Below are 21,945 nucleotides of genomic sequence, written 5' to 3' on the forward strand. Positions count from 1 at the left end.
CCTGCCAGAGCACCAAACACAGCACCACCTGTTTGTTCAGCCAGGACTTTTGAAACTATTCATACCCGCCGGAACGGGGAAGGGCAGGGAGGCCACTTACAGAGCTAACCCCGCAATTATACCGATCTGCTGGCGAAACTCATGCTGTAATTCAGTCAGTTGACAACTTGTGTCAACTGCCACTGGACAGCCTGTGTCAAGTGCCATAATATTATGGGTGTTAGATGTAGAGTGACTTCCCCGGCCAGAGCACCAACTCCGAACCGGAAAACAAAAAAGCCCGATCTCACCAGTCGGGCTTTTTTGCGTCTGAAACAGCGTGCGCTACGTGAAATCTGAGTTCGAGTGAAGGGAGGTTAATCCCGATTTTTTAAACTGAAGCGTCGCCATCCCCCGTGAAAGAAAGCCCCCAACTACGCCCTGACAAAACTGATGATATTAACTTTTGCCGTTGTCGGCCAGCTCGAACATAGTATTCAGGCTGGAACGGAATTGATTCACCGATGATACTAGCTCCTGACTCCGCGCTTTTTCTTGCGCTAGTGAGCGCCTGAGCTGCGTTATCTCGTCTCTGTTACGCTGAAGCTCAAGGATGGCTGTCATAAAGGCTTTACTGGCTGACGCCATTCCGGTAACCTCCTGCGCCTTTCTGATAACCTGATCTTCATCGTCATTTGTTCTGATGGTGTAATGCCCCATAGAAAACCTCTTTTGCTGTCATTTTTATCACGCCGGCACGAATCCGGAAGAAAGATTTGCTGGCAAAAAATCGATGGCCAACTGCTGCGGTCGTAGAATTTTGCTGGCACTTAGCTTTCTCTGAAAGCTTGTTCACAATCTCCGCAATGGATATTCAGCCCGGCCTTACCCCACACAGCAGCACCGCACCCCGGACACTGATATTTTGCCTTGTTCCGTTTAGGCTTGTCCTCAAACGCCGCAACAAAGGACGTATTGCTCCCGGCTATAACTTCTGAATCTGCGTTCCCGTTCTGTGGCGTCACTGACGGTAACAGAGCCATTGACAGCACCGCTTCAATATCAATGCCGGAGCCTGCATTCTGATGCGCCTGAGCCAGCGTTTCCCGCCATTGTTCGATAACGGCGGTCATGTCTTTCTGTTGTTCAACCTGAACGGGGAAGCGGTCAAACCAGCTCAACGCAAATTGCCCCTGAAACAGTTCCAGTGTGACAAGCTGGAAGCGACCGCCGGGGATCGGATAGTCGTTAATTTTCTGGCCGACTTTCGCGCCACCAGGTCTCCCGGTGGAAGAGGGCATTAGTCCGATGCTTTCCATTTTGGCCGCCCACTGCGCATTGTGGTACGTCTTGCGGGAAGGGTTACCAAAGTGAAATTGCCACATATGACACTGTTCATGAACCAGAGTCTGCATAACTTCAATAAGCGGATATGCCGGAAAATACTCAGGATTCAGGGCAATCTCATCAATCATTTTGCCGCTGCCATCAGCAGCAACAAAACGTCTGAAGCTGAAATAGCCCATCGTGTTTTTACCGCGCTGGAAGGTGATCAGGCAGTCGGGAAGTTCGCCGTTAAACAGCCTCTGATTGTAGAAATCAAACGCCTGCTGTAGCTCGTTGTAAGCGCGTTCTGTGGCTCTGGTCATTATCAGGACTCCTGAAAGACTACCCAGCATTTAGCGCCGTCATAGTCATTCCCGCCCTCGGCAATAAACATATTACCTTCGGCATCGACGGCAATTGCTCCTGGGCGTTCATGCTGTGGATCGCGGAGAACGTTTTTCCAGCCATACGCCTCGCCATCCCATATAAGCACAACACCGGAATCAGCATGTTCCTGATTCCGCTGACGCCATACCTTTGCTATTCCGACATGATCCATATGCTCACCCTTATCTGTATTGTACGATACAGATAAAATATAGTAGCCCGAAACCGAATGCAATCATTTTTGCTGGCATTTTGGGTCGCCGACTGGCATCGAGAAAGGAATTATGCTGGCATTATTGCGCGACCGCATCAGCTGCAGAAGGTATCTTTGCTGGCAGGATTAAGGAAGCCTCCGGTACAGAGGCTTGAGGGGGGAAACGACTCAACGCTTTTTCGCCCACGTTTTTTCATCATCGGTGAGCTGTTCTTTATGCAAGTAATCTCCGGGAACTGGAGGCGGCGTTACCAGCTTAGGATGCCCTGTATCGATATCGCGAACAGTCACCAGTCCGACAATATCCCCATTTTCTTTTAGCGCCCATGCAGCAAGCTGGTATACGGTCGATTCGCCATGCTCACCGGGGACATTATCATGCCTGAAATACCAGTCTGTTGCCGGGATGATTTGTTTGTAGGGTGATAAGTCACTCACGTTTTAATCTCCTTAAAACCCTCCGCACAACCTGGAGGGCTTATAAAGTTACTGTTTATCGTCAGCAGAACCAGACGGCTCTTTCTTGATAAGAAAATCGTCCAGAGAACGGCCAGCCTTTAACGCTTCATCAATCGGTTTTGGCGAACGTCCACGGCCAGACCAGAATTTAACTTCGCCATTTTCTTCAAACTGATACTTTGGCGGTGCTTTCGGCAATTTACTCTTACGTGCATTTGGCGCATCGTCGGTCAGACCAAGCAACTCTTCAGGAGAAAAACCTTCCCCAGCGATGAGCTGAAGCAATTCCTGACGTTTTTTCTCACGTTCCTGACGTTCTGCGGCTTCACGTTCAGCATCTTCTCGCCGCTCTTCGATAACAGCGTTCAACTTTTCCTGCATTTCCAGCAGTTGCTCAAAGCTCGTTTCACGCGCAAAGACACGGACAGAACGAATATTCGTCAGAAGTCTTCGGGCTGCATCAAACGTTTCATTATCGCTCATAGTTCCTCTCTTTATGGGTTATCTGACGTGTTGCCAGACTGATGCGGGGATTTTATCAAACAGTTTATTCATGATTATCTCAGCCAATCGGTGATCAGCAGCAGAATAAAATGTTACCAGCTCTCCAGCGGTAAGGCTGCGTTCATTTTTTTCTATAACTTTCTCTAAGGTTTCCCGGTGTTGGCACTTTCTTAACTGGAAAAGCCAGTCTTGTCTGGTTTTCACCATTATTTTTTCCTGAACTCAAAACCAAGTTTGCCTGTAGATTTATCCTGCAAGGTAACTACAGCGTCAAATTTTTTCCCGGCTTTGCTGGTAAACCCTTTAATCTCGCTGGTTTTACCTTTTTTTATCACCGTTTCAACCTGATTTTGTGTCAGTTTCTTGCCGGAAAACTCAGACCAGATTTTAAACTCACACCCCGTACAGAAAAAGCCTTTTGGCCTGATTAAAATCTCTTTGTTACAGGAAGGGCAGGGGACACCAAGACGGGCGCTTGCCCCCTCAGAAGCCTGTTTCTCTGTAACAGGTTCTCCATCTTTATCCGGGAATGATGTTTTACACTCAGGATAACATGAGCACCCCCAGAAAAAGCCATTCTGCCCCTTACGTTTGCGCAGAAAACCTTTGCTACAGACAGGGCAGGGCGTGGCATTAGACGAAATGTTAATCCCGTTTTTATCCAGATCGTCGATTAAACCGCGAATATAATCGTCGTTGTCTCTGATAAAATCCTCAACGGTCAGTTCGCCGGATTTGATTTGCGCCTGTTTTTCAGCCCATATTGCCGATATGTTGGGTTTAATCACTTCAGGCGGAAGAGCAGCGCAGAACTCCTGCCCCTGTTTTGTTGTTTTCCATACCAACTCAGAGTAGCCCTTTTCTTTCTCTATCGAGATAAGCCCGGTATTGGCAGCCAGTTTTTCAAGGATACCCGCACGGGTAGCTTCTGTGCCGATACTGCCCCGGTCACTGCTCCCCTCGTCTTTGGCTTCAAGCGCTTTTCTCAGAGCCGGATCATCGATAAATTTTGCCGCACTGGTCATCGCGGCCAGTAACGTTGACTCCGTAAAATAGCGGGGTGGAGTTGTCTTTTTCTTGTCCACGTCAGCCGACTCACACAGGCCGCTGTCATTAAATTTCAGAGTCGATAAATCAAAACCGCCCGTTCCGGCATCTTCGGCATCGTCCTCTTCATCATTGTCTTTACCCAGCGCTTCCCAGCCCTTTTGTATCAGAACGCTTTGTGTGGCCGTGAAGGTATCACCTTTAATATCGAAGTGAATTTTTGTTTTGTCACGGATGGCATCCGGGTAAAACAGACCAATGAAATAGACGGCCACCAGGTTATAGACGTTCCGCTCTTTCTCACTGAGCTGAATACCGGCTCCGCTTTTCGTCGTCGGAATAATGGCATGGTGTGCCTCGATCTTACTGGCGTTAAAGGCTTTATGCTTTTGTTCCTTCTCCATATCTGCGGTTGCCGACGCCAGTTCCGGCATTGTGGCCGCGATAGCGACTGCAATATCCCCGGCCTGATAAAAATGCTCATCTGAAAGATAGCGGTTGTCAGAGCGGGGATAGGTCAGCAGCTTGTGTGTTTCATACAGCCCCTGCATCACATCCAGCGTTTCCTTAGCCGTATAACCGTATCGTTTTGCACAAAGTTGCTGAAGCGTGGACAAGTTCAAGGGCAGCGGCGGTTTGGTATTTTCCGGTTTAGTTGTCGCGATCGTCACGAAAGCGTCCTTACCCGCTACCCGTTCGGCAATATGCGCGGCCTGTGCTTCTGAAATCAGGCGTTTTTTATCGTCGATCTGATCGCCGTCCGTTGTCTGATATTTCGCCTTAATATGATTCCCGTTCATCTTCAGACTGGCGAAAACATCGTAGTAAAAGCTTTCAGTGTGATTCTGGTTTGCCAGCGTGCGCATGTTCACCAGTCCGAGAACCGCACTCTGTACACGACCAACGTTCAGAACACCGTCATATCCCTTCTCACGGCCTTTGAGCGTACAGCCTCGCGTCATATTATAACCAAAGTCCTGATCGCACAGAGAACGTGCCAAAGCGCTATCTGTCATGCCGCGAAATTTTTCGTTAGGCTGCATGTTTGCCAGCGATTTTTGCACTGGCGCAAGGTTGAGATCGGCAACCAGCAGCCGCTGGACGGGCTTCTTGTTTCCGGCATAACCTAAAATCTCATCAACCAGTAAACACCCTTCATCGTCGGGGTCGCCAGCATGAACAATGCTATCGGCTTTTTCTATCAGCGACAGAATAATGCGGGTCTGTGCTTCAGATTCAGGTTTTAGTTTGTACGTGGGTGGATAAACGGCTTTAATCGGTAAATCGCTGAATCGCCAGTTAGCATATTTTTCGTCATAATCCTGCGGGTCATAAAGCTCAAGCATATGACCATAACACCAGGTAACAGCATCAGCGCCGTGTTCAAAATAACCGTTTTTCTTCTCCGTATTAGGGTTGCCACCTAATCCTTCGAAAATCGCTTTTGCTAATGATGGTTTTTCAGCAATAAAAAGTCTCATATTAATGGCTCCTGTCAATACAATCTTTTTGTACTAAGGACTGAATTTCGCCCGCTGCCGCAACAATAATTTCTTGTGCATTATCTTTGTCAAAGGCGTTAACTATTATTGATAGCTGGTCACTGACATCCCTTGCTAATGAAAAAGTATCTTCATTGTCATCATCCTCCCAGACATATCGGTTTTTCAATAATGACTCCACGCTGCCTGTTTTACTCGTTGTTGTGCAGGTGAAAGAACCATCTTCTAATCGCCGGGTTTCTATTTCATACTCAAACACTGGCTTAAAGTTTTCCAGAGTGTTAGAAGTAAATGCAACAGCAATAACTCGCTTCCCTCTGGCGCTCATGATTTTTAAAAAATCATACAGAAATGAATCATTTATGTTCTGTGGAAATTCTACACTATCGAGAATGACAGTGGATTCCTTCGCATCCAGAATATGATCCAAGTAAATATCTTCATTAGTACGGCAAAGGAAATGCAAGTCTGGATAACATGTTGCACCGCACATTTTTGAAAAGTCAAAGTAACGCGAATCGGGGATAGTTGCTTCTTCGAGTAGTTTACTTTTTCCTGTCCCCGTCCTCCCATGAACCAGAACATGCCCTTGCGATTTTTTCAGGGCGTCTTGTGCTGTTTTCTTATCATGTTCCATTTTTAATCCTCCAGCTGAAGTGCGCCAGTAGCAAAGGCAGCTTCAACAATTGCGGAAAGTTGATGCGTTGGCATATAATCTTTGTAATTAATCCATACTCGTTTAATTTTCCCATCAACTTCTACGGCACGCTGTCTCCTTTCATTGCAATCACTATCCAGCCATACACCATTGAATAAAGGAGAACTGTTATTCTTAAAATAGACTTTTTTATCTTCATCAGACATGCAGTTGAGCATATGCGCGAGATAACGAGATACAAGCGCGAAACTTCTTACCGTATGGTTCTTATCGTCAGGTTCAACGTTTTTATTATCGAACTCTATAATGCCGCCTTTGTGGATTCTGAATTCCCCAAATGTCATAACATGCGCACGTTCTGGTTTTGTCGGGAATGTCCATGTAGCGTAAAAAGAGTATACCCCGCGCTCTTTTTCTATCCACGCCTCCGCAACGAAGCAAGCCTCGCTACCATCCAGACAAGCTGAATAGCGCGGAGGTACACAAAACGAATCACTGTCGTGAGAAACAGGCTGCGTGTATTTTCCAAGAATGAAGGTGTCACCGACTTTCATATCCCTGATTGAACGCTGAAACCAGAGCGGCATACGGCAGTAACGCATAAAATCATAAACCGTCTTTATTGAACTCACTTTCATTATTGGCTCCTTTACCAGCCATACGGATAAGCAGGAAACGTCAGCCAGCTTTCAAGCAGGTATTCGGTTTCTTTGTTCCAGTAAAAATAAAAACCCCTGGGATTGAAGAAAACGGAATAACCGTCAATCTCACCAATTTGTTCTGCTTTATTGAACAAAGGATTGACATAAAAATCATCTTCGAAAGAATCAGTGAGATTAGACGCTACGAAATCCTTACGAGATAGTTTTGTTATTTTGTCACGCTCATCATCAAAGTTAATGCGTTCCATTGTATGGGGATTGATGCCAAAACCTACCGTTCCGCCAGTGAATGCTCTGTGTTCAAAATTACCCCATGTAAGTTCATCTAATGAATCGACATGTTTTTGTGTGATTTCCAGAAAGGATTGTTTAACTGGTTCCTTATCATCATAGTTAGCTTTCTCCGGGAAACTGATAAGAAACTCAGCCGTTTCACCCTTATCATGATTGAATAAAGGGTTTAACTCCTCCTCATTTTCAAATTCTTTCTTAAATGCTTCAATATCACGCACGAAACATGACATATAGTAATATCTGTCTGTCTGGAACAACCCTTGTAAATCTTCACCATGAAGCAAAGCAAACTGGCAAATACGATCATACAAATCCATTGCCTTTTGATAATCATCGTTAGGGACGATTAACTTTACCTCAGCCGCGCTTTCTGTCATGCCTGGTGTAACATAAACATCTGCACTTACAAGCAAGTTACCAACACATAAACGGTTATTGAAACGTTCTTTATCGGATTCAGTCATCATCGTTTCATTCCTCTTTATTTACTATGCCGCCATTCCCACGGCGGCACTGGTTGACTGTCAGCCCACAGGCCGCGCTTTTGTTCCTGTGCTGCCCTTTGCAGAGCCGGTAATGAATTATCGCTGTTGTACTTGTCGTAAACCCATGCTGCACCAGATTGCACCATAAAGCGGTTGGCCTCTGTGCCGTTCGCCGTGAACACACGCCCGATAATGCGCCCGTAGCGATCTGTCTGCGTATACGTCACCGTGACGGGCAGCGCTGCAACCAGGCCTTTAAGCTGATTGGTTGACCAGCGCCCGAAAGCCTGTTTCTTTTCCGGTGCATCGATGTTTGCCAGGCGAATCCTGACGGGCTTTTTATCCTGCAATACTTCGATGGTGTCACCATCGAGCACACGGATAACTTTTCCCTGAATTTCTGCTGCACACAACGTAGCTGGAAGCACGACTACAAAAAGAGAAAAAGCATAAAGAAAACACTTCATCGTTTCTTTTCCTCCCACATGATAGTTCCTATCTTAAACAGTGAGAAAATCACGATGATTGAAACACCAACAACTACCAACATAGGAATAATCAAGCTATACAAATTAATTGTATAATTAAAAAAACGCTCAAAGTAATAGTATTCAGATTCAGATGTACTTCCCCATAAGATAACGGCGATACGATAAAACCCATAAACCAATACAGGGAACCAAGCCATAAAAAAGAGTAGCCGAGTAAACACTGAGGCAACCTTTTTAGAGTATCCTATGAAAATAAACAGAATATCACTGACTCTTCCTGCTGCTGATCCCATAATAATCCTCACCATAATCTTTAATCCTCTTTATCCTGTTTCTCAACGTCACATTCATCCAGAAAAATTTTATCATTGCAATTAACCAGAGAGATGTAAGCGGTACAGTTTTCGATAATCGCATTCACTGTCTCATTACCTGTATTTTTCAAATCACTTAGATTCTGAGTAACCGTTACTGTTTGAATATTATGACGTGACATTTTTAAAATCATTTTATCCATAACTAACGTCCTTCGGTTGTTCAACCCCGCAAACCTCAGATTAAAATCTGAAATTTTCGGGGTTATCGTTATTCCTGGAATGAGCGACCATAGCGCTGAATAATCATTTCCAGATTGTCTTTATTGATTACAGCGCCGTCACAGGTATTTAAGATACTTTGCCTAAGCCTTGCTGTGGCTTCAGGATTATAGTAGGGGGTAAAAACCCGGACATTGAAAAAGCGCTGATTAACTGTCTGACAGGCTGGCTGTGTATCCCCCTGTAATTTTCCGGCCATGCAGGTTAACAATTCACATGGATCACCCGTCTGGTTTAACCCGTCAGTGTGGTTATGCTTTTTGGCTAAAGCAGGCGTTGTCAACACAGCAAGAACGAGCGGAACTATAAGCACATTGCGAACATTCATAATGTCATCCTTTCTGAAGATAGATATTGATGGATTTAACACCAAATTCATCACGCTTATATCGGTACTGGATTAATCCATATGCACCGTTAGACCTAAGCCAGTTTTTTGCAGTAAAGAAGTCTTCACCCCGGCTACTTTCAATAATAATTGAGTCTGAATGAGCAACAGCATAGAAAACCGCATCATCGTAAAGACGGTTCTCAGGAGTAAAGTTTTTTATAACCTTTACCCAGGATGAATTAACACGGTCAGATTTAATTACCGTAAAAGTAGGTTGCCAGTCCATTAACTGTGAATTCATTGTTTCCGGGTTTTTCTTCCAGTCAACCTGTGGGGGTTCAGGAGGTGATGAACAGGCAGAAAGAAAGACAAAACCAGCCAGCACTATTCTTTTCATAATAAAACCTCAGATTCAAGCTCACCTACGGAAAGCATTTTTTCTTTTGAAGGGTATTTAAGCCCCTTAACACCAAAGATATTTTTTGTCTTGTTAAGACTGGACGTTAAAGCAGCCAGCTTCGGACTTACCAGCATAAGCCTGTCCATAAAATACGAATCAAGGTAGTAAAGGGCTTTTTTGGCTTTAACAGGGTTCTCACCCTTCAGGATGATAAACTCCTCTGAAAACTCCAGCGTTCCCAGCTCCTGTGGAAGTACCAGAGCGCGTTGAGCGTCACTTTCGGAATTGCTTTTTGATGTCGAACGACCGCTCGTTTTACTGGAACCAGTAGACTTAGCGGTTGTATAACCAAGCTTCTCTGAAATCTTTTTAGCATCATCCTCTTCACTGACAGCATAGATAATCCGGCAAGGGTGCGCACTCATCAGAGTCTTAGCTCCCTCTATACCGTAGATTTCATTAAGCTGGCTGATATTCTGATAAATCGTCAAAAGCTTGAGTTTAAAGCCTGCAATGTACCCCGAACCTTTTTTAATAATCGGCATATAACCAATTGAAGGGAACTCATCTAGAAACATTAAACAGTCATGCTTAAGCGTTGGGTCAAAATCCGGGTTTTCCCTCAATGTGACTTCAACGACAAAGTTAAAGAACAGGTTCAGGAAGTCATAGGCAAGGGACATATCCTCCGCATTCACGCCAACATAAATAGAGATATCTTCCCGGCGCAGCTGGCGAAGGTCAAAATCATTACCGTCAGTACATTTTCTGACGGTAGGGAGGTAAAACAGACTCATTTTTTTACGGAATGAACCATCGATACTTGAACGCTGTTCGTCTTCAGTTTCGTGGTACTCACGGATTTTCGTCAATGCATCCCGTAAGTGAAACAATGCCGTTTCATCTAATCCCGCTATCCCCTCAAAGTCTTCACGGTTAGCCAGTACGTTTTCCCGATCAATATTGCTGTAAAGGTCAACAACAGAACCGATTGAGAAAATGGGTTTAAGATTGAATTCGTTAAGCCAGTCAGGAGCGTAATTGATAAAAAAGTGAAGCAGTTTTGCAAGGCCAGTCCAGTATTGCCCGGCAAGGTTGTTAAAGTGGGCTTCGGCTCCCGTCATACCATAAGACGGGAACAGAATTTCTATCAGCTTCAGTAAGTCTTTAGCGCCACTCTCAGCTTTTAAATCAATATAGAAAAGCGGGTTAAACTTATGCGTTTTACTGTTAAAGGGGTCTAACAAAAAAACTTTATTCTGGAGAATCACCTCGCGAACTTTACTGGTGATTTTCCACAGTTCCTGTTTTGGGTCTAAAGCAATAAGAGAGTGCTTTCTTACCAGAAGATTAGGAATTCCTATTGCAGCACCTTTACCCGCGCGTGTACCTGCACCCAGCGAAACAAAATCAGGAGCCGTATACCAGAGATATTTTCCCTTGTAAGCGCCGACAAGTATATCGTCGTCATTCTCTTTCTCCCATTTTAGCAGCTTTGATTTTTTTAAATCATCATCGCTGGCAAATTTCGCATCACCATAGAGAGAAAAATCTTTTTTATTCAATTGCCAGATAATAAAAACGGGAACGATAACTGAGGCAGCTAAACCAGAAAGAAGAGCGGGCATTGCCGTAATTCTGATATCTGACCGTATATTACTTTCTGTCATGAGTCGCCAGAGTAACATAGAGTCGAAGTTCTTCCATATGAACAGTGGCGTTTTACCATTAAAAAAGTAGACAGCAACAGAACCTGCATAATACGTAAAAAGACACATAACAAAACCGATAAAGAGCCACTGCCCTTTATCAGGGAGTTTAAGAGACATGATCACTCCTTCAGCTTTTCAAAGTATTCCTGAAAGTGAATATCGCGATAGTAAATACCCGATGCAAAGCGTAGATCTTCGTCATCAATGTACTTAATACTCATGATTACATCGACGTTGCTCAAAACCCTTCGCAGTATAATGTTATAGGGCAGATTCTGGCATTCCGGGTTCATATAACACCGCTGAACAAGGCCAAGCACAGCATCTTCAGGCGTGCTTTCATGTACCGTGGTTATGTTTCCTGCGTGGCCGGAACTTGAACCTTTAAGAAAATCCCAGGCTTCCGCGCCACGAACTTCTGTCATCAGTATCCTGTCTGGATTCATACGAAAACCAGAACGTAGTAGAGAGGCCGAGTTAACAACGATACTTTCACCCTCTGACGGGTAATACAGCTTCACATGGTTTTTATGAAAACGGAATTTTGCCTCATCAGTATCTTCTATTGAAACACATCGCAGATGATGAGGGATGTATTGCAGACAGGCATTTGCAAACGTGGTTTTCCCGGCTCCGGTTCCGGCACAGAACACCATCGTTTTACCTTTAACCAGACATTCAGGAATAAACCGTTCAAAACGATTATCTTTAAACATTAAAGATAATTCGTCCTCTTTATTCCTGAAATCAGCGCCCTGATTTAGCTTCGAGTAGAAACCCTGTTTAACGAATGTTTCATGGTCAATAAAAACACTGGACGGCTTACGAATTGTGATTGATACCGTTTCACGTTCCGTTGCCGGGGGGATGACAATCTGTACGCGCTCCCCAAGGGGGAGCGTGGCAGAGCGCAATGGATATTCTGGCGTAACAGAACCCCCATCATGATAATCAGAAATTGCCCCAGCAAATGACATACAGTCACCAAAAGTCATATTCGTTTGGTGTTGCTGCCATTTACCCCTGACTTTAACAAACAGTTCACCGGGACGATTTACGGCAATCTCGGTTAAACCCTCCACACTATTTAGCCACTGATGAAAATAATCATTCACGATATCGTAAACAATATGGCGATTTTCAGTATTAATATCACCCTGCATTACCTGACCTCTTATCGCATTTTCAGTTTATAGATACCTGAGAAATCCAGATCCTGACCGACAATCAGAGTAATAATCTCCCCCTGATTTTTATAAAGCGTTGGTGGAATATTCACACTGTTAGAAAAGGCTTCACGGGCGATATCAGCAAAAGCCTGTCGGCTGTTTGCGGTATAGTCCGTCTGGTTATCCTTATTGTTTTTAGCGGCTCCACTCGCCCACTGAGCCACATCGGGGATCATGCCAACCATCATAGCCCCGGAAAAACGCTCCCAAAAATGCGTATCAATCCAGCCTGACGCTCCGGCCTCACCTAATGGCCCAGCCGCCTGTGTATCAATCAGCGGAATATCGATAAACGGTGCAGTGCGTGTTCTCAGTTTGGTCGCCATAAGGAATACAGCGCCCTGACCGTGCTGAAGGGAACCGGCTTTATAAATCACATGGGCGGCAGTTCCTTTTTCGATGAGTTTTACATTACCGTTGGCACTGTAAATGTCAGAATTAACCGTGCAGACCAGTTTTCCTGCGAGATCAGAGATAAACTTTCTGTCCAGTGAACAGGGTATGCCCGTATTTTCTGGAATAAATAGATTGGGATCATAGGGAACCCTGGTAATTTTCGACAGCGATACGGGCGCTCCGGCATTAACAGGCTCGACCTCCTGTGTCGTGCTGGTATTACCTCCACCTTTGGTTTCACTGGCTGTTTGTGTTGAGGCGCTGCCGGAACCTCCCGATGCCGCAGAGCTACTGCCACCATAAGACACATCAAGCGCACGGCTGAAGTTATGCTGTACGCTTTCTGGCGCTGCTTCAGCTTTCCCGCTGTTGTTATCCCCTTTTTTCTCTTCCTGCCCGCCCTGCGTCTTTTGGTCAGAATTAAAAGGGTCAACGTCATCGCTTAACCCGGTCTGACGCTTCACCGACCCCGTAGCCACATCACTACTGGCTGGTTTTTCGTCATTACTGGACATTGAACGGATGATGGAAGGGACATAATAGACGGATACCCCAGCAGCCAGCAGAACAAAGGCGGCCACAATGATGATTAGCCCCTTACGTGATTTTTTAAGCTTCTCGATGCCCAGGCTGTTAGCTGGCCGTCCTGAATCCTCCTCTTTATCTGTTTTGTCGGCCTGCTCAAGCTCTTTCTGTCGCCGTTCGCGCAGTTCCCGCTCAATTTCAACGGCGGTGAGAGTTTTATTTTCCTGTTCGCTCACTGGATCACCTCTTTTTCAACTTTCGGAGATACGGTGTCTCCTGCCGGAAGCCGGACTTTGCCAAAGCCCCGATTTTCAACCCCGACAACCTGATTTCCGATACGCAACACAAAACGCTGGTCTACAGGCACACCCACAACGGTAAAACTGCTGCTTTTCTTCACTACCGGATTAGTCAGGGTTTCCTGATCGCCGCTCATGACAAAAATACTCGGGATTTTCTTCAGTGGGCTGAATCCAAACCAGGTATAACGGCCATCGTCATATGCATAATCCGGGCTGATATCCTGGCTACCTTCAGCAACTCGCTTCCAGTACTGCCAGTTGCGCGGAGATTTGGCATTTTCAAGCGCGTTGTTGATGGTTTTTTCTTCCTGTCGCTTGTTGTAAGCCTCAATCCTTTTTTTCTCGATCTCGGCCTGCTCTTTACGCCTTTCCTGCGGGTACTGGTAATTCACAACAAAAGCAATTTTATCCGGCTGGCGAAACGTCCGGGCGTTCAGCTCCATGCTGTAATTGCGTTTTGTGGTACGGACAAACAGGTTTGTTCGCCAGCGTTCCAGATCGGTTTCAGGGTCAAGAGCCACGTTAACGACTTCAGATGACTGCTTTCCGTTCTCGTCCGTGTTGTTGTTCTGCACCGTCTGTTTAACTGGCTTCACTTCGACATAAACAAGATTATCTTCTTTATTCACCGACCATCCCTGGGGGAAGCCTGTTCTGGCACTGATAACAGTTTCGTCGTCATCAAATACCAGTGTGGTTGTATAGCCGACTGCACTGTTAATAACAGTCGTATTTTGAGGGTTATAACTGACAATCTGGTTTCGTGGATCGAAGCGGCTTCCCGATGGCTGTACTGCCGCATTACAAATGTGCGCAGCCATCAGAAGCGCAATTACTAACGCTCCTTTTCTTATTTTCATATTTTCACCCTTTAACTTCTTTATCGCGAACGTAGCTGGTTACAACGAATTTGAGCGGATTATTATTACGTTCACCCGATGCCATTTCGACCTGTGGCTCAATCCGGTAAGTTAGCCGGATATTCCAGTATTCATCATTATTTTGGCCTGTCGCCACATCCCTGACGGTTAGTTTAAAGCGAACATATGCCCCCATATCCTTATCATCAGGACGGGATGACGGGCTGATAATGACAGACGGCTTATCTTGCACGGTAGCCGTTCTTTCAGCTTTTCTGTAAATGACTTTAGGTGAATTACTGCTATTGATTAGAGCATTATATTCAGTTGCCACATTTTCAGCGCTATAGAGCAATACATAATCATAGTCATGCTGAAGACTAAAATAGTTATAACCTTCGCGACGTTTAACGTACTGAGTGATAAAGTATTTTGCCAGCGCTTCATTTTCAGAGAGATTTTCTTTTTTAACAGAAGTCAGTCTTTCAGCAACGCCAGTGACACCATTAATAAGATAAGCCTCGACAACCGTACTCTTTAACGGAAGCGCACCATTCAGGGCAAGCAGCGACAACACACCAACGGCCATCCCAGCAATACCACCAAATTTATATATGCGGTTCATTTTCTCCTGTAACACTACATTTTTCTCTTCAAATGTGGTTGAAGAGTCCGTTACTTCTTTTTTCTTATTAAAACCGGGCAGTTTTAATTGTGGAATTTTAAACCCCATTGCGCATTACCTCTGCTGAATTAACAGGTTCGCTTTTCCCGGAAACCGGAGGTTGTTTGTGTGACGCCTGACAACCAAACAGACAAAGTGTCACGAAAAACGTGATAATTAGTTTCATAGTAAAACCTGAGATTAAAGATGAGTGAGAAAGTAGAGTGGGATTAACTGGTAAAAAAAGACATTATCAAACAGGCAGTAATAAAAAAGATGAAAATAACCATATATAATAAATTATTCACCTACCCTCCATATTTCTTCTTAGCCATTTCGATTGCGGCACTACGCAGTTTTTTTGCACCAATATTTAACCCCTGCCCGGTCAGATTACCCAGCTTACCGGACATTCCCGGAGACTGACCAAGCCCCCCTTTCTGACGACTAATGCCCTTCCATGCGCCAATACCTGCGTTTCTCCCCATGCCAAGAGCACCACGCGCCATGCGGGAAGCACCAAATACGCCAGCACCTATCCCCATAGCAGCAGCCCCCTGCAATGCCCCCTCAACGCCAACACCTGCGAGCTGTGAAGCATAGGTTTTGGCCTGCCAGATAATCCAGGCCATGAATGCACCCGCAACCCCGGCTTGAGCACCGGTCGAGATGAGATTTAGTTCGTCTGCATTTGCTATAGATATGGTCAAGATGCCATTAAGGAAAGTCATTCCCGCTTTAATAGCCAAACCGCAAAACAGAAATATAAAACATGAGCTAAATATTAACTGTAGCCAGCTATTAAACATTTGCCTTAAAAAACCAAAAGAAAGGCAAACAATAAACAATGGCGCAGTAATAGTTAGCATTTTAAGTGTAACTTCAGCAGCAAGATAAACTATAGATGTTAATAGCAGCGCTAATATACCGCCAGCATATGTTAATATCGCCGCAATAGCGCCGTCTGTTTTAACATACGTGGAAGTATCTTTTGACATAAGATATGCTGCAACTTGCTGAACTTTTTCCCAAAGTTCATCAACCCATTTCCAAGGGTCACCTCCTGCAAATGTTTCCTTTAGTCCATCTATAGCCTGATTAGCGCTATCTAGCCAACCGCCCATATTCCTGACAAAAACAAGGATCAGCCAAAAACGAAATAAATTCCAGATAAAATCCTGAACATGAGATTTCTGTTTCCCTACAATTACTGTATAGGCATACCACAATATATAAATAGAAATACCATACTTACCCAATTGATACGCTATTGAAGAAAAGTTATCTAACTGACCAGTCAAAGACTGGTCGAGAACTTTAACAATAACGTCATGGGCGGCTTGGAAAAACCTAGAAGTTGCCATAATGGCTCCTTTTAACTTCCCTCTTTACCCAAAACATCTTTGAATGCGTCTTTAATGTCAATGTGCTTAGGATGCAATTGCTTATATCTAAACAAACCTTCTTTAGCATTTTTACAATTGTCACTATCACTACCAGACTTTTTGCATTCAGCTACTTTTTTAGTTGCTTCGTCTACGTGAGACTGCCACCAGTCTACAGACTTTACCTCTTCACACCCGGCAAGAAAGAATGTAAGCCCTAACGCTGCAACTACTCCATATTTTTTCAAAGTTCCTCCTCAGTTCATTTCATAGCTCTGCTGATCAAACGCTGACTTATAATCAACAATTGGTGTATCCGCATTGACTGCATCCAACTGTTTCTTTTGGAATGCAGCCTCCGACATCTTCATCTTGTATTCTGCAAGATCGCGCTGCTTATCGCGATACATTTCATACTGAAATTTGAGCTTCTCGAACTTCAGGTTCTCCAGAGAGACAGCATTAGTCGCGTCCTGTGTAGCTTTAGTGTCCTTCGCGTTTTTAACCTGATCGATAAGGTCTTTCATCGACTGGTTGTCGGTACGCAGCTTTTCTTCAAGCTGATTACCGTACTCAACCCCTGCCAACTGGGACAGGAATGTCGCCTCACATCCCCGAACCTGGTTACCTGTGTACCCCAGCCCTTTACAGGTATCCGTTACCTTGTAGTCGGAAAGCAGCGATTTAGCCTGCGCAGAGAGCACAGCATCAGGGTTTTTAATGTAGTCATCGATAAATGCATTACCCTGGTCGTAAATCTGTGTTAGTTCCTTACTGACAGACTGTGCGTCCTGAACCAGCCCCTGAACGTCACGGATACCTGTTTTCGTTAACAGCTCGTCCTTATAGGCCGTAAGCTCGTTCTCCCACTGTTTGGCCTCTTTTACCCACTGCGCCGCCGTATCTAACGCTGACTTTGCATCATGCACAATCACCCCGCTACCTATAGCAAAGGCGCTTGCCGAGCAACAGATGAGCGTTGCGGCCAGAAATTGTTTTTTCATCATATTCACCTTAATTAATTCCACGATTGGCACGTTCAAGATAGATATCAATCCAGTCTTCCGGTTTCATCCCTTCTTTCCAGATTTCATCGAACAGCTCCAGCTGCTCCGTAGAAGCACTTAAAATCGGGAGATAATAAGCGGCTTTACCCAGATCTAACTTTGCAAAGGCTGCAAAGTCATCGCGTTCGCCCTGCCGCTGTGGGTTTTTGACCACCATGAACTGACGCGAAAGCGGGTCAATAGCTTTAATTTTGTCAAAATAAAGCTCTTTTACCTGTAGGCCGTCGACATATTCCCCACGCTTGGCTTTAGGATTTGCAAGATAGATATGTGTGGCACACTGTTCACGAACAGCAGCTGCTATCGGCGTTTTAATCAGCTCATCCGGCGACTGCGTAGCGACAACGAGCACCATATCCAGCTTACGTCCAGTCTTGAGTTTGTTATAAACGAAATCCCTGAAAGCATCGTTGTTCAGCCACTGCCAGAACTCATCCATATAAATAATGAGTCGTCGGCCGTCGGCCAGCATTGTTACGCGATAAATCAGATAAAACGAAGCTACCGGGGCAACAACTTTATCATCCAGAAATTCCGTACCATCAACACCAAAAACATCCAGATTGGATACGTCAAAAGTATCTGTGCGATTATCAATGACCCAGCCGTATTCACCTCCCTGTTTCCACGCTTTAAGACGAGCCTTGATACCATGACGCTTAGTTTCTGCATCATCTGGTTCAAGAATAAGCGGAATAAGTTTACTGACAGGGAATGAACGATCTTCCCTTGCCATTAAACGCTCAACTGCATCTGAAATCAGGCCGTTCTGGTAATCATCCAGGGTATTGTTATTAAGCGTACAAATCAGTCTTATCAAATCCTTCATAAAAGCGATGTTACGCTTGGTTGGCTTCAGAGCCGCTGGATTCCACCCGGTCGGTGCGCCACCCTTAACCCGGTAATATTCACCTCCCATAGCGCGAATGCCGACTTCACCCGCCCTGTCTTTATCAAAAAAAACAGTGGTCAGTTTCCTGACCTTTCGGTTAGACGGAAAGGACTCCGGCGCACCGTACTGTTGTACGGCGTATGCTTTCGTCATTAAAAGGACAGTTTTACCTACGTTTGATGTCCCAAGAATTTCCGTATGTCCCAGCGTTGGGTTTTTACCAAAGAAATTCTGGTTTTCCGTGGTCATATGGTAGTTGAGGTGATAAATATCATTACCAGAACCGCGCAAGGTAATTAATCTGTCACCCCAGGTATTCCCTTTTTCTTTCCCTGTAAAGAAGTTATGGAAGCTTTCCATTTCAGCAAAATTAAGACTGCTAAGGGTACACAAGCGAGGGCGCAAGTTATAATTACCCGGTAACTGAGCAAAATACGCAGCCCCAAGACTCAGGGTCGAATATGTGATAATAAGCCCAAGGTCTTCAAGGGTTGTGGTCACTATATTGGTGTCTTTAACCAGACGTTCCGGCGTGTCAGCAAAAACAATCAGCGTCTGGTGACTCTTACCAAAAGAGTTGTAACCACTGGAAACCATATCCAGACCAACATGCAAATCAGCCAGCAATGATTTAGCCGCATCATCAGTCATCTCAAGCTTATCAATCTGATCGTCCAGCGCCTTGATGGAGGCTTGCTTATCCATCGTAGTGAAAGACGATGTAAAGACATATTCAACAGGGAGATACATCAGCGCATCAAAAATTCCGGCGTCCGTCTCCTGAAAGTAATCCTTTATTTCAATGCACCGGAAATATCTGGCGTGATCAGAAGCTGTAATTTGCCCTGCATCGTTACCGAAAAACAAGTCTTTACCGCCAAGATAAGTATAAAAAGGACTATTAGTTACTCTTACCTTTTGAAACTTCCCGGATAGCAGATACTGAAAAAGGGAAAGTTGGTCAGAAAATACCTTGCTATTTTCTTCAAACAAACCAAGACGGCGAGAGTGGAACCTGGACAGATAAGTATCAAGTCTGCCACAAATTTCGTTCATGTCGTTAATGGGTTCATCAAAAATATTTTTATTCCGCTTATTCCTTGAAAGAAAATGTGAAACTTTATCTTCAGCATTGAAAGGCTTATAACAGACTGTCAGATAAAGTTTGTTTTCAAAATATTCAGGCTCAGAAAGAGAACGGTAATAATCATTCATAACCCGGTTAACAAATGGGATTTTACTGTTAAATGAAGACTGAACCTCTTTCTTTACACGAACACGGTGTGTGTAGAACGTCACAGGCTTACCCTCAAAGCTTCGAATAAGCGTGTTGAGTTGGTCTGTCAGTAACGTCAGATCCTCCTCATCAACACATTCAAAGTAAGCGCCGTCAATATGCCAGGTAGCCAGCAAATCACGGCTTTTTGTGACGATTAGATTATCTGTGATATGAGAAGAGTACGGTATCAGCTCCTCAATAGAAGACTGGTCTTTCAGCTTCATAAAATTGTCCACTCTGGAAATATCAACTTCATCATACTGGCTCCCCGCATAATGGACGGCACTGAAGCGTTTGTTTGACAAGGGATGACCTTTGATTACAGTTCGTAGATAAAGCAGGTCAAAGAAACGCTCATCGATCTGTGTTACTCGCTTGATGGCATACCACCCTGGCAATATGAGTGCATACATTGCATCATGAATCCATACACCAAGTAATACAGAAATAAGGCACATTCCAAGGAAGGGGTAGAGCGGAACGCCCAACCCCCGGATTAAAGCGGGGCGTGTCAGCCCTTTAAAAAGAGTACTCATATTTACGCCCCTGAGATTAACTTATGACAACCAGTCCGGTACGTAAGGAGCAATGATAAAGATAATCATCCCGATAATCAGAGGATAAATCCATGTCATATGTTGACGTGCAAACAGCGCAATATATGCAATACCTAAGCAAATAATGGTGATTGCTGGTTTTCTCAAGTCAGTAAGGAAATCAATGATCTTTTGTAAAAAACCGGTAGTCTTTGTAGATACATCATCAGCAAAAGCTGGTTCCGCAACACAAAGCATTAAGGCAGCCATAAAGACAGTGAGTGTTAAGTAACGTTTATTCAGTTTCAACATCGTTTGTTTCCTTTTCATCTGATACGGTGCCACGCATGGCATATTTTGGATAAACAGTAGTTTCTTTTCGCGTAATGTCCTGTGTTGCAGTCTCCTTTCCTATTTCATCCTTAACCGATGGAACAGCCCATACCTTTTTGTTGTCTGGACGGCTATAACCAATACGCTGCGTATAGCTCGTATTATTAAAATTTGATTCAGATTTTTGCCCCGTCACAAAATTTCCAGAGTAATAACAACTAAGAGCGTTTTTTAAACTCCCTCCCCTTTGATAGCAATCAAGCATGATTTTTTCGAATACGGTAAGGTTTGTACACTGCGAGAAAAGTTTTTCTGCATTGACGCCATATTTAGAAAAATTAGTGCTTGTTATTTGCATAAGACCCGTTGAATAACGGTGATTTCTAGCTTCAATTTTTTTTATTATGCTTAGTGCATCCTCCTTAGAACTTGGGAAATAAGAAATTACGCCACTATCACCGGGCTTACGCTCACCTTTCGGTATAATCTCGGCTATAGCATAAGGATTAAAGCCAGATTCAACCCTTGCAACTTCATGAGCAGTATCAGGATGAACGCTGGCGGCGCATTGCATAGCAAGCGCGATAAAAGCTGAGGTAGATAACATTGATTACTCCCGGCCAGAACAGCACGGAACAGATCGGCAGAACGATTACTCTTCGGAGTCGATATCGGCACCGTTTATGAGTTCATCTATTGCCTTTTGTGAACATGTTTTAATGAGATACTGCACAAAACCAGAGTCAGAAATACGCCTTCCCCGGCGGTAGCTAATCTCAACAGCGATTCGCTCAACTTCATCACGAACGTCAGAAGGGAGATAGAGGGTATTACGTTGAGGCTTGCGCTTGCTTGAAGTCTTTTTTCTGGTAACAGTCATTTTTCTTCCGTTTCATTTTGTGGGTTAAGCTTTTTTCTGTGATGTAGTTGAGCATGGCTATACTTCTCTTCCTTGGATCATCCATCAGCATTATTTCCACCAAACGGGGGGCGTTAGTATGGCTAAGTTGATTCCGTTCTCCTTGTTGTACGTTAAATATTTCCTCATCAGGTACAGGTAACGGCTCTCCACCAAAAGCAATAAACCGCTGAACATAAGGTAATGCGGTGATAGTAGATGAGTGAATTTTTTCAAAATCGGCCTGGATGAAAAGATACCCTGGGAAAAGTGGTAACAGCCTTTCTCTGAACGAGATTTGTTTATCCGGGCGGCGATACTTTTCTGAAATCATAGGGCAGTAGTAAGAAAAGTTATGCTGTTCAAGATGGGAGAAAACAGCAGCAAACCTCGTCGTAGTAAATTGCAAAACGTACCATTTCATAGATTTTTCCTTTCATGCGCTCTCTCGACTCGGATGACCCCGAAGTGGATAAGAAAAAGAAAAAGGACAAATTTTAATCTCGAAGTGACTTTATCAGCTACTTGTGCT

General features: G+C 44.4%; 27 protein-coding genes. All 27 read right to left on the reverse strand.

Features of this window, described 5'->3' with window-relative positions; translation table 11 throughout:
- Positions 1 to 438 precede the first annotated feature (438 nt).
- Entirely contained in the window at positions 439 to 699 is a 261-nt protein-coding gene (locus tag ACHHZ6_RS22370; RefSeq protein WP_040080119.1) for a hypothetical protein, read from the reverse strand.
- A 110-nt stretch (positions 700 to 809) separates the two neighbouring features.
- Positions 810 to 1,628: a SprT-like domain-containing protein gene (locus ACHHZ6_RS22375; protein WP_040080118.1), complete on the reverse strand. Its 819-nt coding sequence runs from the start codon at positions 1,626 to 1,628 to the stop codon at positions 810 to 812.
- 2 nt (positions 1,629 to 1,630) lie between these two features.
- Positions 1,631 to 1,864 (reverse strand): antirestriction protein ArdR, encoded by a 234-nt coding sequence (locus ACHHZ6_RS22380; protein ID WP_044715201.1) that lies wholly within the window; start codon positions 1,862 to 1,864, stop codon positions 1,631 to 1,633.
- A 210-nt stretch (positions 1,865 to 2,074) separates the two neighbouring features.
- Entirely contained in the window at positions 2,075 to 2,344 is a 270-nt protein-coding gene (locus ACHHZ6_RS22385) for a hypothetical protein (RefSeq protein ID WP_044715198.1), read from the reverse strand.
- 48 nt (positions 2,345 to 2,392) lie between these two features.
- The gene (locus tag ACHHZ6_RS22390; RefSeq protein ID WP_044715196.1) at positions 2,393 to 2,848 is read right to left on the reverse strand and encodes an H-NS family nucleoid-associated regulatory protein; all 456 of its coding nucleotides are present in this window, start codon (positions 2,846 to 2,848) and stop codon (positions 2,393 to 2,395) included.
- Between the two features lie 18 nt (positions 2,849 to 2,866).
- Positions 2,867 to 3,076, reverse strand: coding sequence for a hemolysin expression modulator Hha (hha, locus tag ACHHZ6_RS22395; RefSeq protein WP_044715194.1), 210 nt, complete (start codon positions 3,074 to 3,076; stop codon positions 2,867 to 2,869).
- A complete protein-coding gene (locus ACHHZ6_RS22400; protein WP_044715191.1) occupies positions 3,076 to 5,397 on the reverse strand; it encodes a type IA DNA topoisomerase in 2,322 nt (773 codons plus the stop codon). The genes hha and ACHHZ6_RS22400 overlap by 1 nt, the downstream gene beginning before the upstream one ends.
- Before the next feature lies 1 nt (position 5,398).
- On the reverse strand, positions 5,399 to 6,055 hold the full coding sequence (locus ACHHZ6_RS22405) for a hypothetical protein (protein ID WP_050886235.1): 657 nt from the start codon (positions 6,053 to 6,055) through the stop codon (positions 5,399 to 5,401).
- A 2-nt stretch (positions 6,056 to 6,057) separates the two neighbouring features.
- A complete protein-coding gene (locus tag ACHHZ6_RS22410) occupies positions 6,058 to 6,714 on the reverse strand; it encodes a hypothetical protein (protein WP_044715189.1) in 657 nt (218 codons plus the stop codon).
- 11 nt (positions 6,715 to 6,725) lie between these two features.
- On the reverse strand, positions 6,726 to 7,499 hold the full coding sequence (locus ACHHZ6_RS22415; RefSeq protein WP_044715185.1) for a hypothetical protein: 774 nt from the start codon (positions 7,497 to 7,499) through the stop codon (positions 6,726 to 6,728).
- Between the two features lie 14 nt (positions 7,500 to 7,513).
- Positions 7,514 to 7,984 carry a thermonuclease family protein gene (locus ACHHZ6_RS22420; protein WP_044715183.1) on the reverse strand — a complete coding sequence of 157 codons (471 nt, stop codon included), beginning with the start codon at positions 7,982 to 7,984 and terminating at the stop codon, positions 7,514 to 7,516.
- On the reverse strand, positions 7,981 to 8,316 hold the full coding sequence (locus tag ACHHZ6_RS22425) for a hypothetical protein (RefSeq protein WP_050886236.1): 336 nt from the start codon (positions 8,314 to 8,316) through the stop codon (positions 7,981 to 7,983). The genes ACHHZ6_RS22420 and ACHHZ6_RS22425 overlap by 4 nt, the downstream gene beginning before the upstream one ends.
- Positions 8,317 to 8,321: 5 nt before the next feature.
- A complete protein-coding gene (locus tag ACHHZ6_RS22430) occupies positions 8,322 to 8,525 on the reverse strand; it encodes a hypothetical protein (RefSeq protein WP_044715181.1) in 204 nt (67 codons plus the stop codon).
- Between the two features lie 68 nt (positions 8,526 to 8,593).
- Entirely contained in the window at positions 8,594 to 8,932 is a 339-nt protein-coding gene (locus ACHHZ6_RS22435; RefSeq protein WP_225622178.1) for a hypothetical protein, read from the reverse strand.
- Positions 8,933 to 8,936: 4 nt separating this feature from the next.
- Positions 8,937 to 9,332: a cag pathogenicity island Cag12 family protein gene (locus ACHHZ6_RS22440; protein ID WP_044715177.1), complete on the reverse strand. Its 396-nt coding sequence runs from the start codon at positions 9,330 to 9,332 to the stop codon at positions 8,937 to 8,939.
- A complete protein-coding gene (locus ACHHZ6_RS22445) occupies positions 9,329 to 11,164 on the reverse strand; it encodes a type IV secretory system conjugative DNA transfer family protein (RefSeq protein WP_044715174.1) in 1,836 nt (611 codons plus the stop codon). Before ACHHZ6_RS22445 ends, ACHHZ6_RS22440 begins: the two co-directional genes overlap by 4 nt.
- A 2-nt stretch (positions 11,165 to 11,166) precedes the next feature.
- Complete coding sequence (gene virB11 / locus ACHHZ6_RS22450; RefSeq protein ID WP_044715211.1) at positions 11,167 to 12,198, reverse strand: P-type DNA transfer ATPase VirB11; 1,032 nt, start codon at positions 12,196 to 12,198, stop codon at positions 11,167 to 11,169.
- A gap of 23 nt (positions 12,199 to 12,221) precedes the next feature.
- The gene (virB10, locus tag ACHHZ6_RS22455; RefSeq protein ID WP_044715172.1) at positions 12,222 to 13,433 is read right to left on the reverse strand and encodes a VirB10/TraB/TrbI family type IV secretion system protein; all 1,212 of its coding nucleotides are present in this window, start codon (positions 13,431 to 13,433) and stop codon (positions 12,222 to 12,224) included.
- Positions 13,430 to 14,359: a TrbG/VirB9 family P-type conjugative transfer protein gene (locus tag ACHHZ6_RS22460; protein WP_044715170.1), complete on the reverse strand. Its 930-nt coding sequence runs from the start codon at positions 14,357 to 14,359 to the stop codon at positions 13,430 to 13,432. The genes virB10 and ACHHZ6_RS22460 overlap by 4 nt, the downstream gene beginning before the upstream one ends.
- A 4-nt stretch (positions 14,360 to 14,363) precedes the next feature.
- On the reverse strand, positions 14,364 to 15,092 hold the full coding sequence (locus ACHHZ6_RS22465; protein ID WP_044715168.1) for a virB8 family protein: 729 nt from the start codon (positions 15,090 to 15,092) through the stop codon (positions 14,364 to 14,366).
- A 239-nt stretch (positions 15,093 to 15,331) separates the two neighbouring features.
- On the reverse strand, positions 15,332 to 16,387 hold the full coding sequence (locus ACHHZ6_RS22470; protein WP_044715165.1) for a type IV secretion system protein: 1,056 nt from the start codon (positions 16,385 to 16,387) through the stop codon (positions 15,332 to 15,334).
- 11 nt (positions 16,388 to 16,398) lie between these two features.
- Complete coding sequence (locus ACHHZ6_RS22475; protein ID WP_044715163.1) at positions 16,399 to 16,656, reverse strand: EexN family lipoprotein; 258 nt, start codon at positions 16,654 to 16,656, stop codon at positions 16,399 to 16,401.
- A 9-nt stretch (positions 16,657 to 16,665) separates the two neighbouring features.
- Complete coding sequence (locus ACHHZ6_RS22480; protein WP_231079277.1) at positions 16,666 to 17,412, reverse strand: type IV secretion system protein; 747 nt, start codon at positions 17,410 to 17,412, stop codon at positions 16,666 to 16,668.
- Positions 17,413 to 17,422: 10 nt separating this feature from the next.
- Positions 17,423 to 20,182, reverse strand: a complete 2,760-nt coding sequence (locus tag ACHHZ6_RS22485; protein ID WP_044715159.1) for a VirB3 family type IV secretion system protein — start codon at positions 20,180 to 20,182, stop codon at positions 17,423 to 17,425.
- A 21-nt stretch (positions 20,183 to 20,203) separates the two neighbouring features.
- Entirely contained in the window at positions 20,204 to 20,494 is a 291-nt protein-coding gene (locus tag ACHHZ6_RS22490; protein ID WP_044715156.1) for a TrbC/VirB2 family protein, read from the reverse strand.
- On the reverse strand, positions 20,478 to 21,122 hold the full coding sequence (locus tag ACHHZ6_RS22495) for a lytic transglycosylase domain-containing protein (RefSeq protein WP_044715155.1): 645 nt from the start codon (positions 21,120 to 21,122) through the stop codon (positions 20,478 to 20,480). Before ACHHZ6_RS22495 ends, ACHHZ6_RS22490 begins: the two co-directional genes overlap by 17 nt.
- A 223-nt stretch (positions 21,123 to 21,345) precedes the next feature.
- A complete protein-coding gene (locus ACHHZ6_RS22500) occupies positions 21,346 to 21,837 on the reverse strand; it encodes a transcription termination/antitermination NusG family protein (RefSeq protein WP_044715152.1) in 492 nt (163 codons plus the stop codon).
- Between the last annotated feature and the right edge of the window lie 108 nt (positions 21,838 to 21,945).

This window comes from Enterobacter cloacae complex sp. 2024EL-00214 (assembly GCF_043945575.1).
Taxonomy (GTDB): Bacteria; Pseudomonadota; Gammaproteobacteria; order Enterobacterales; family Enterobacteriaceae; genus Enterobacter; species Enterobacter cloacae_P.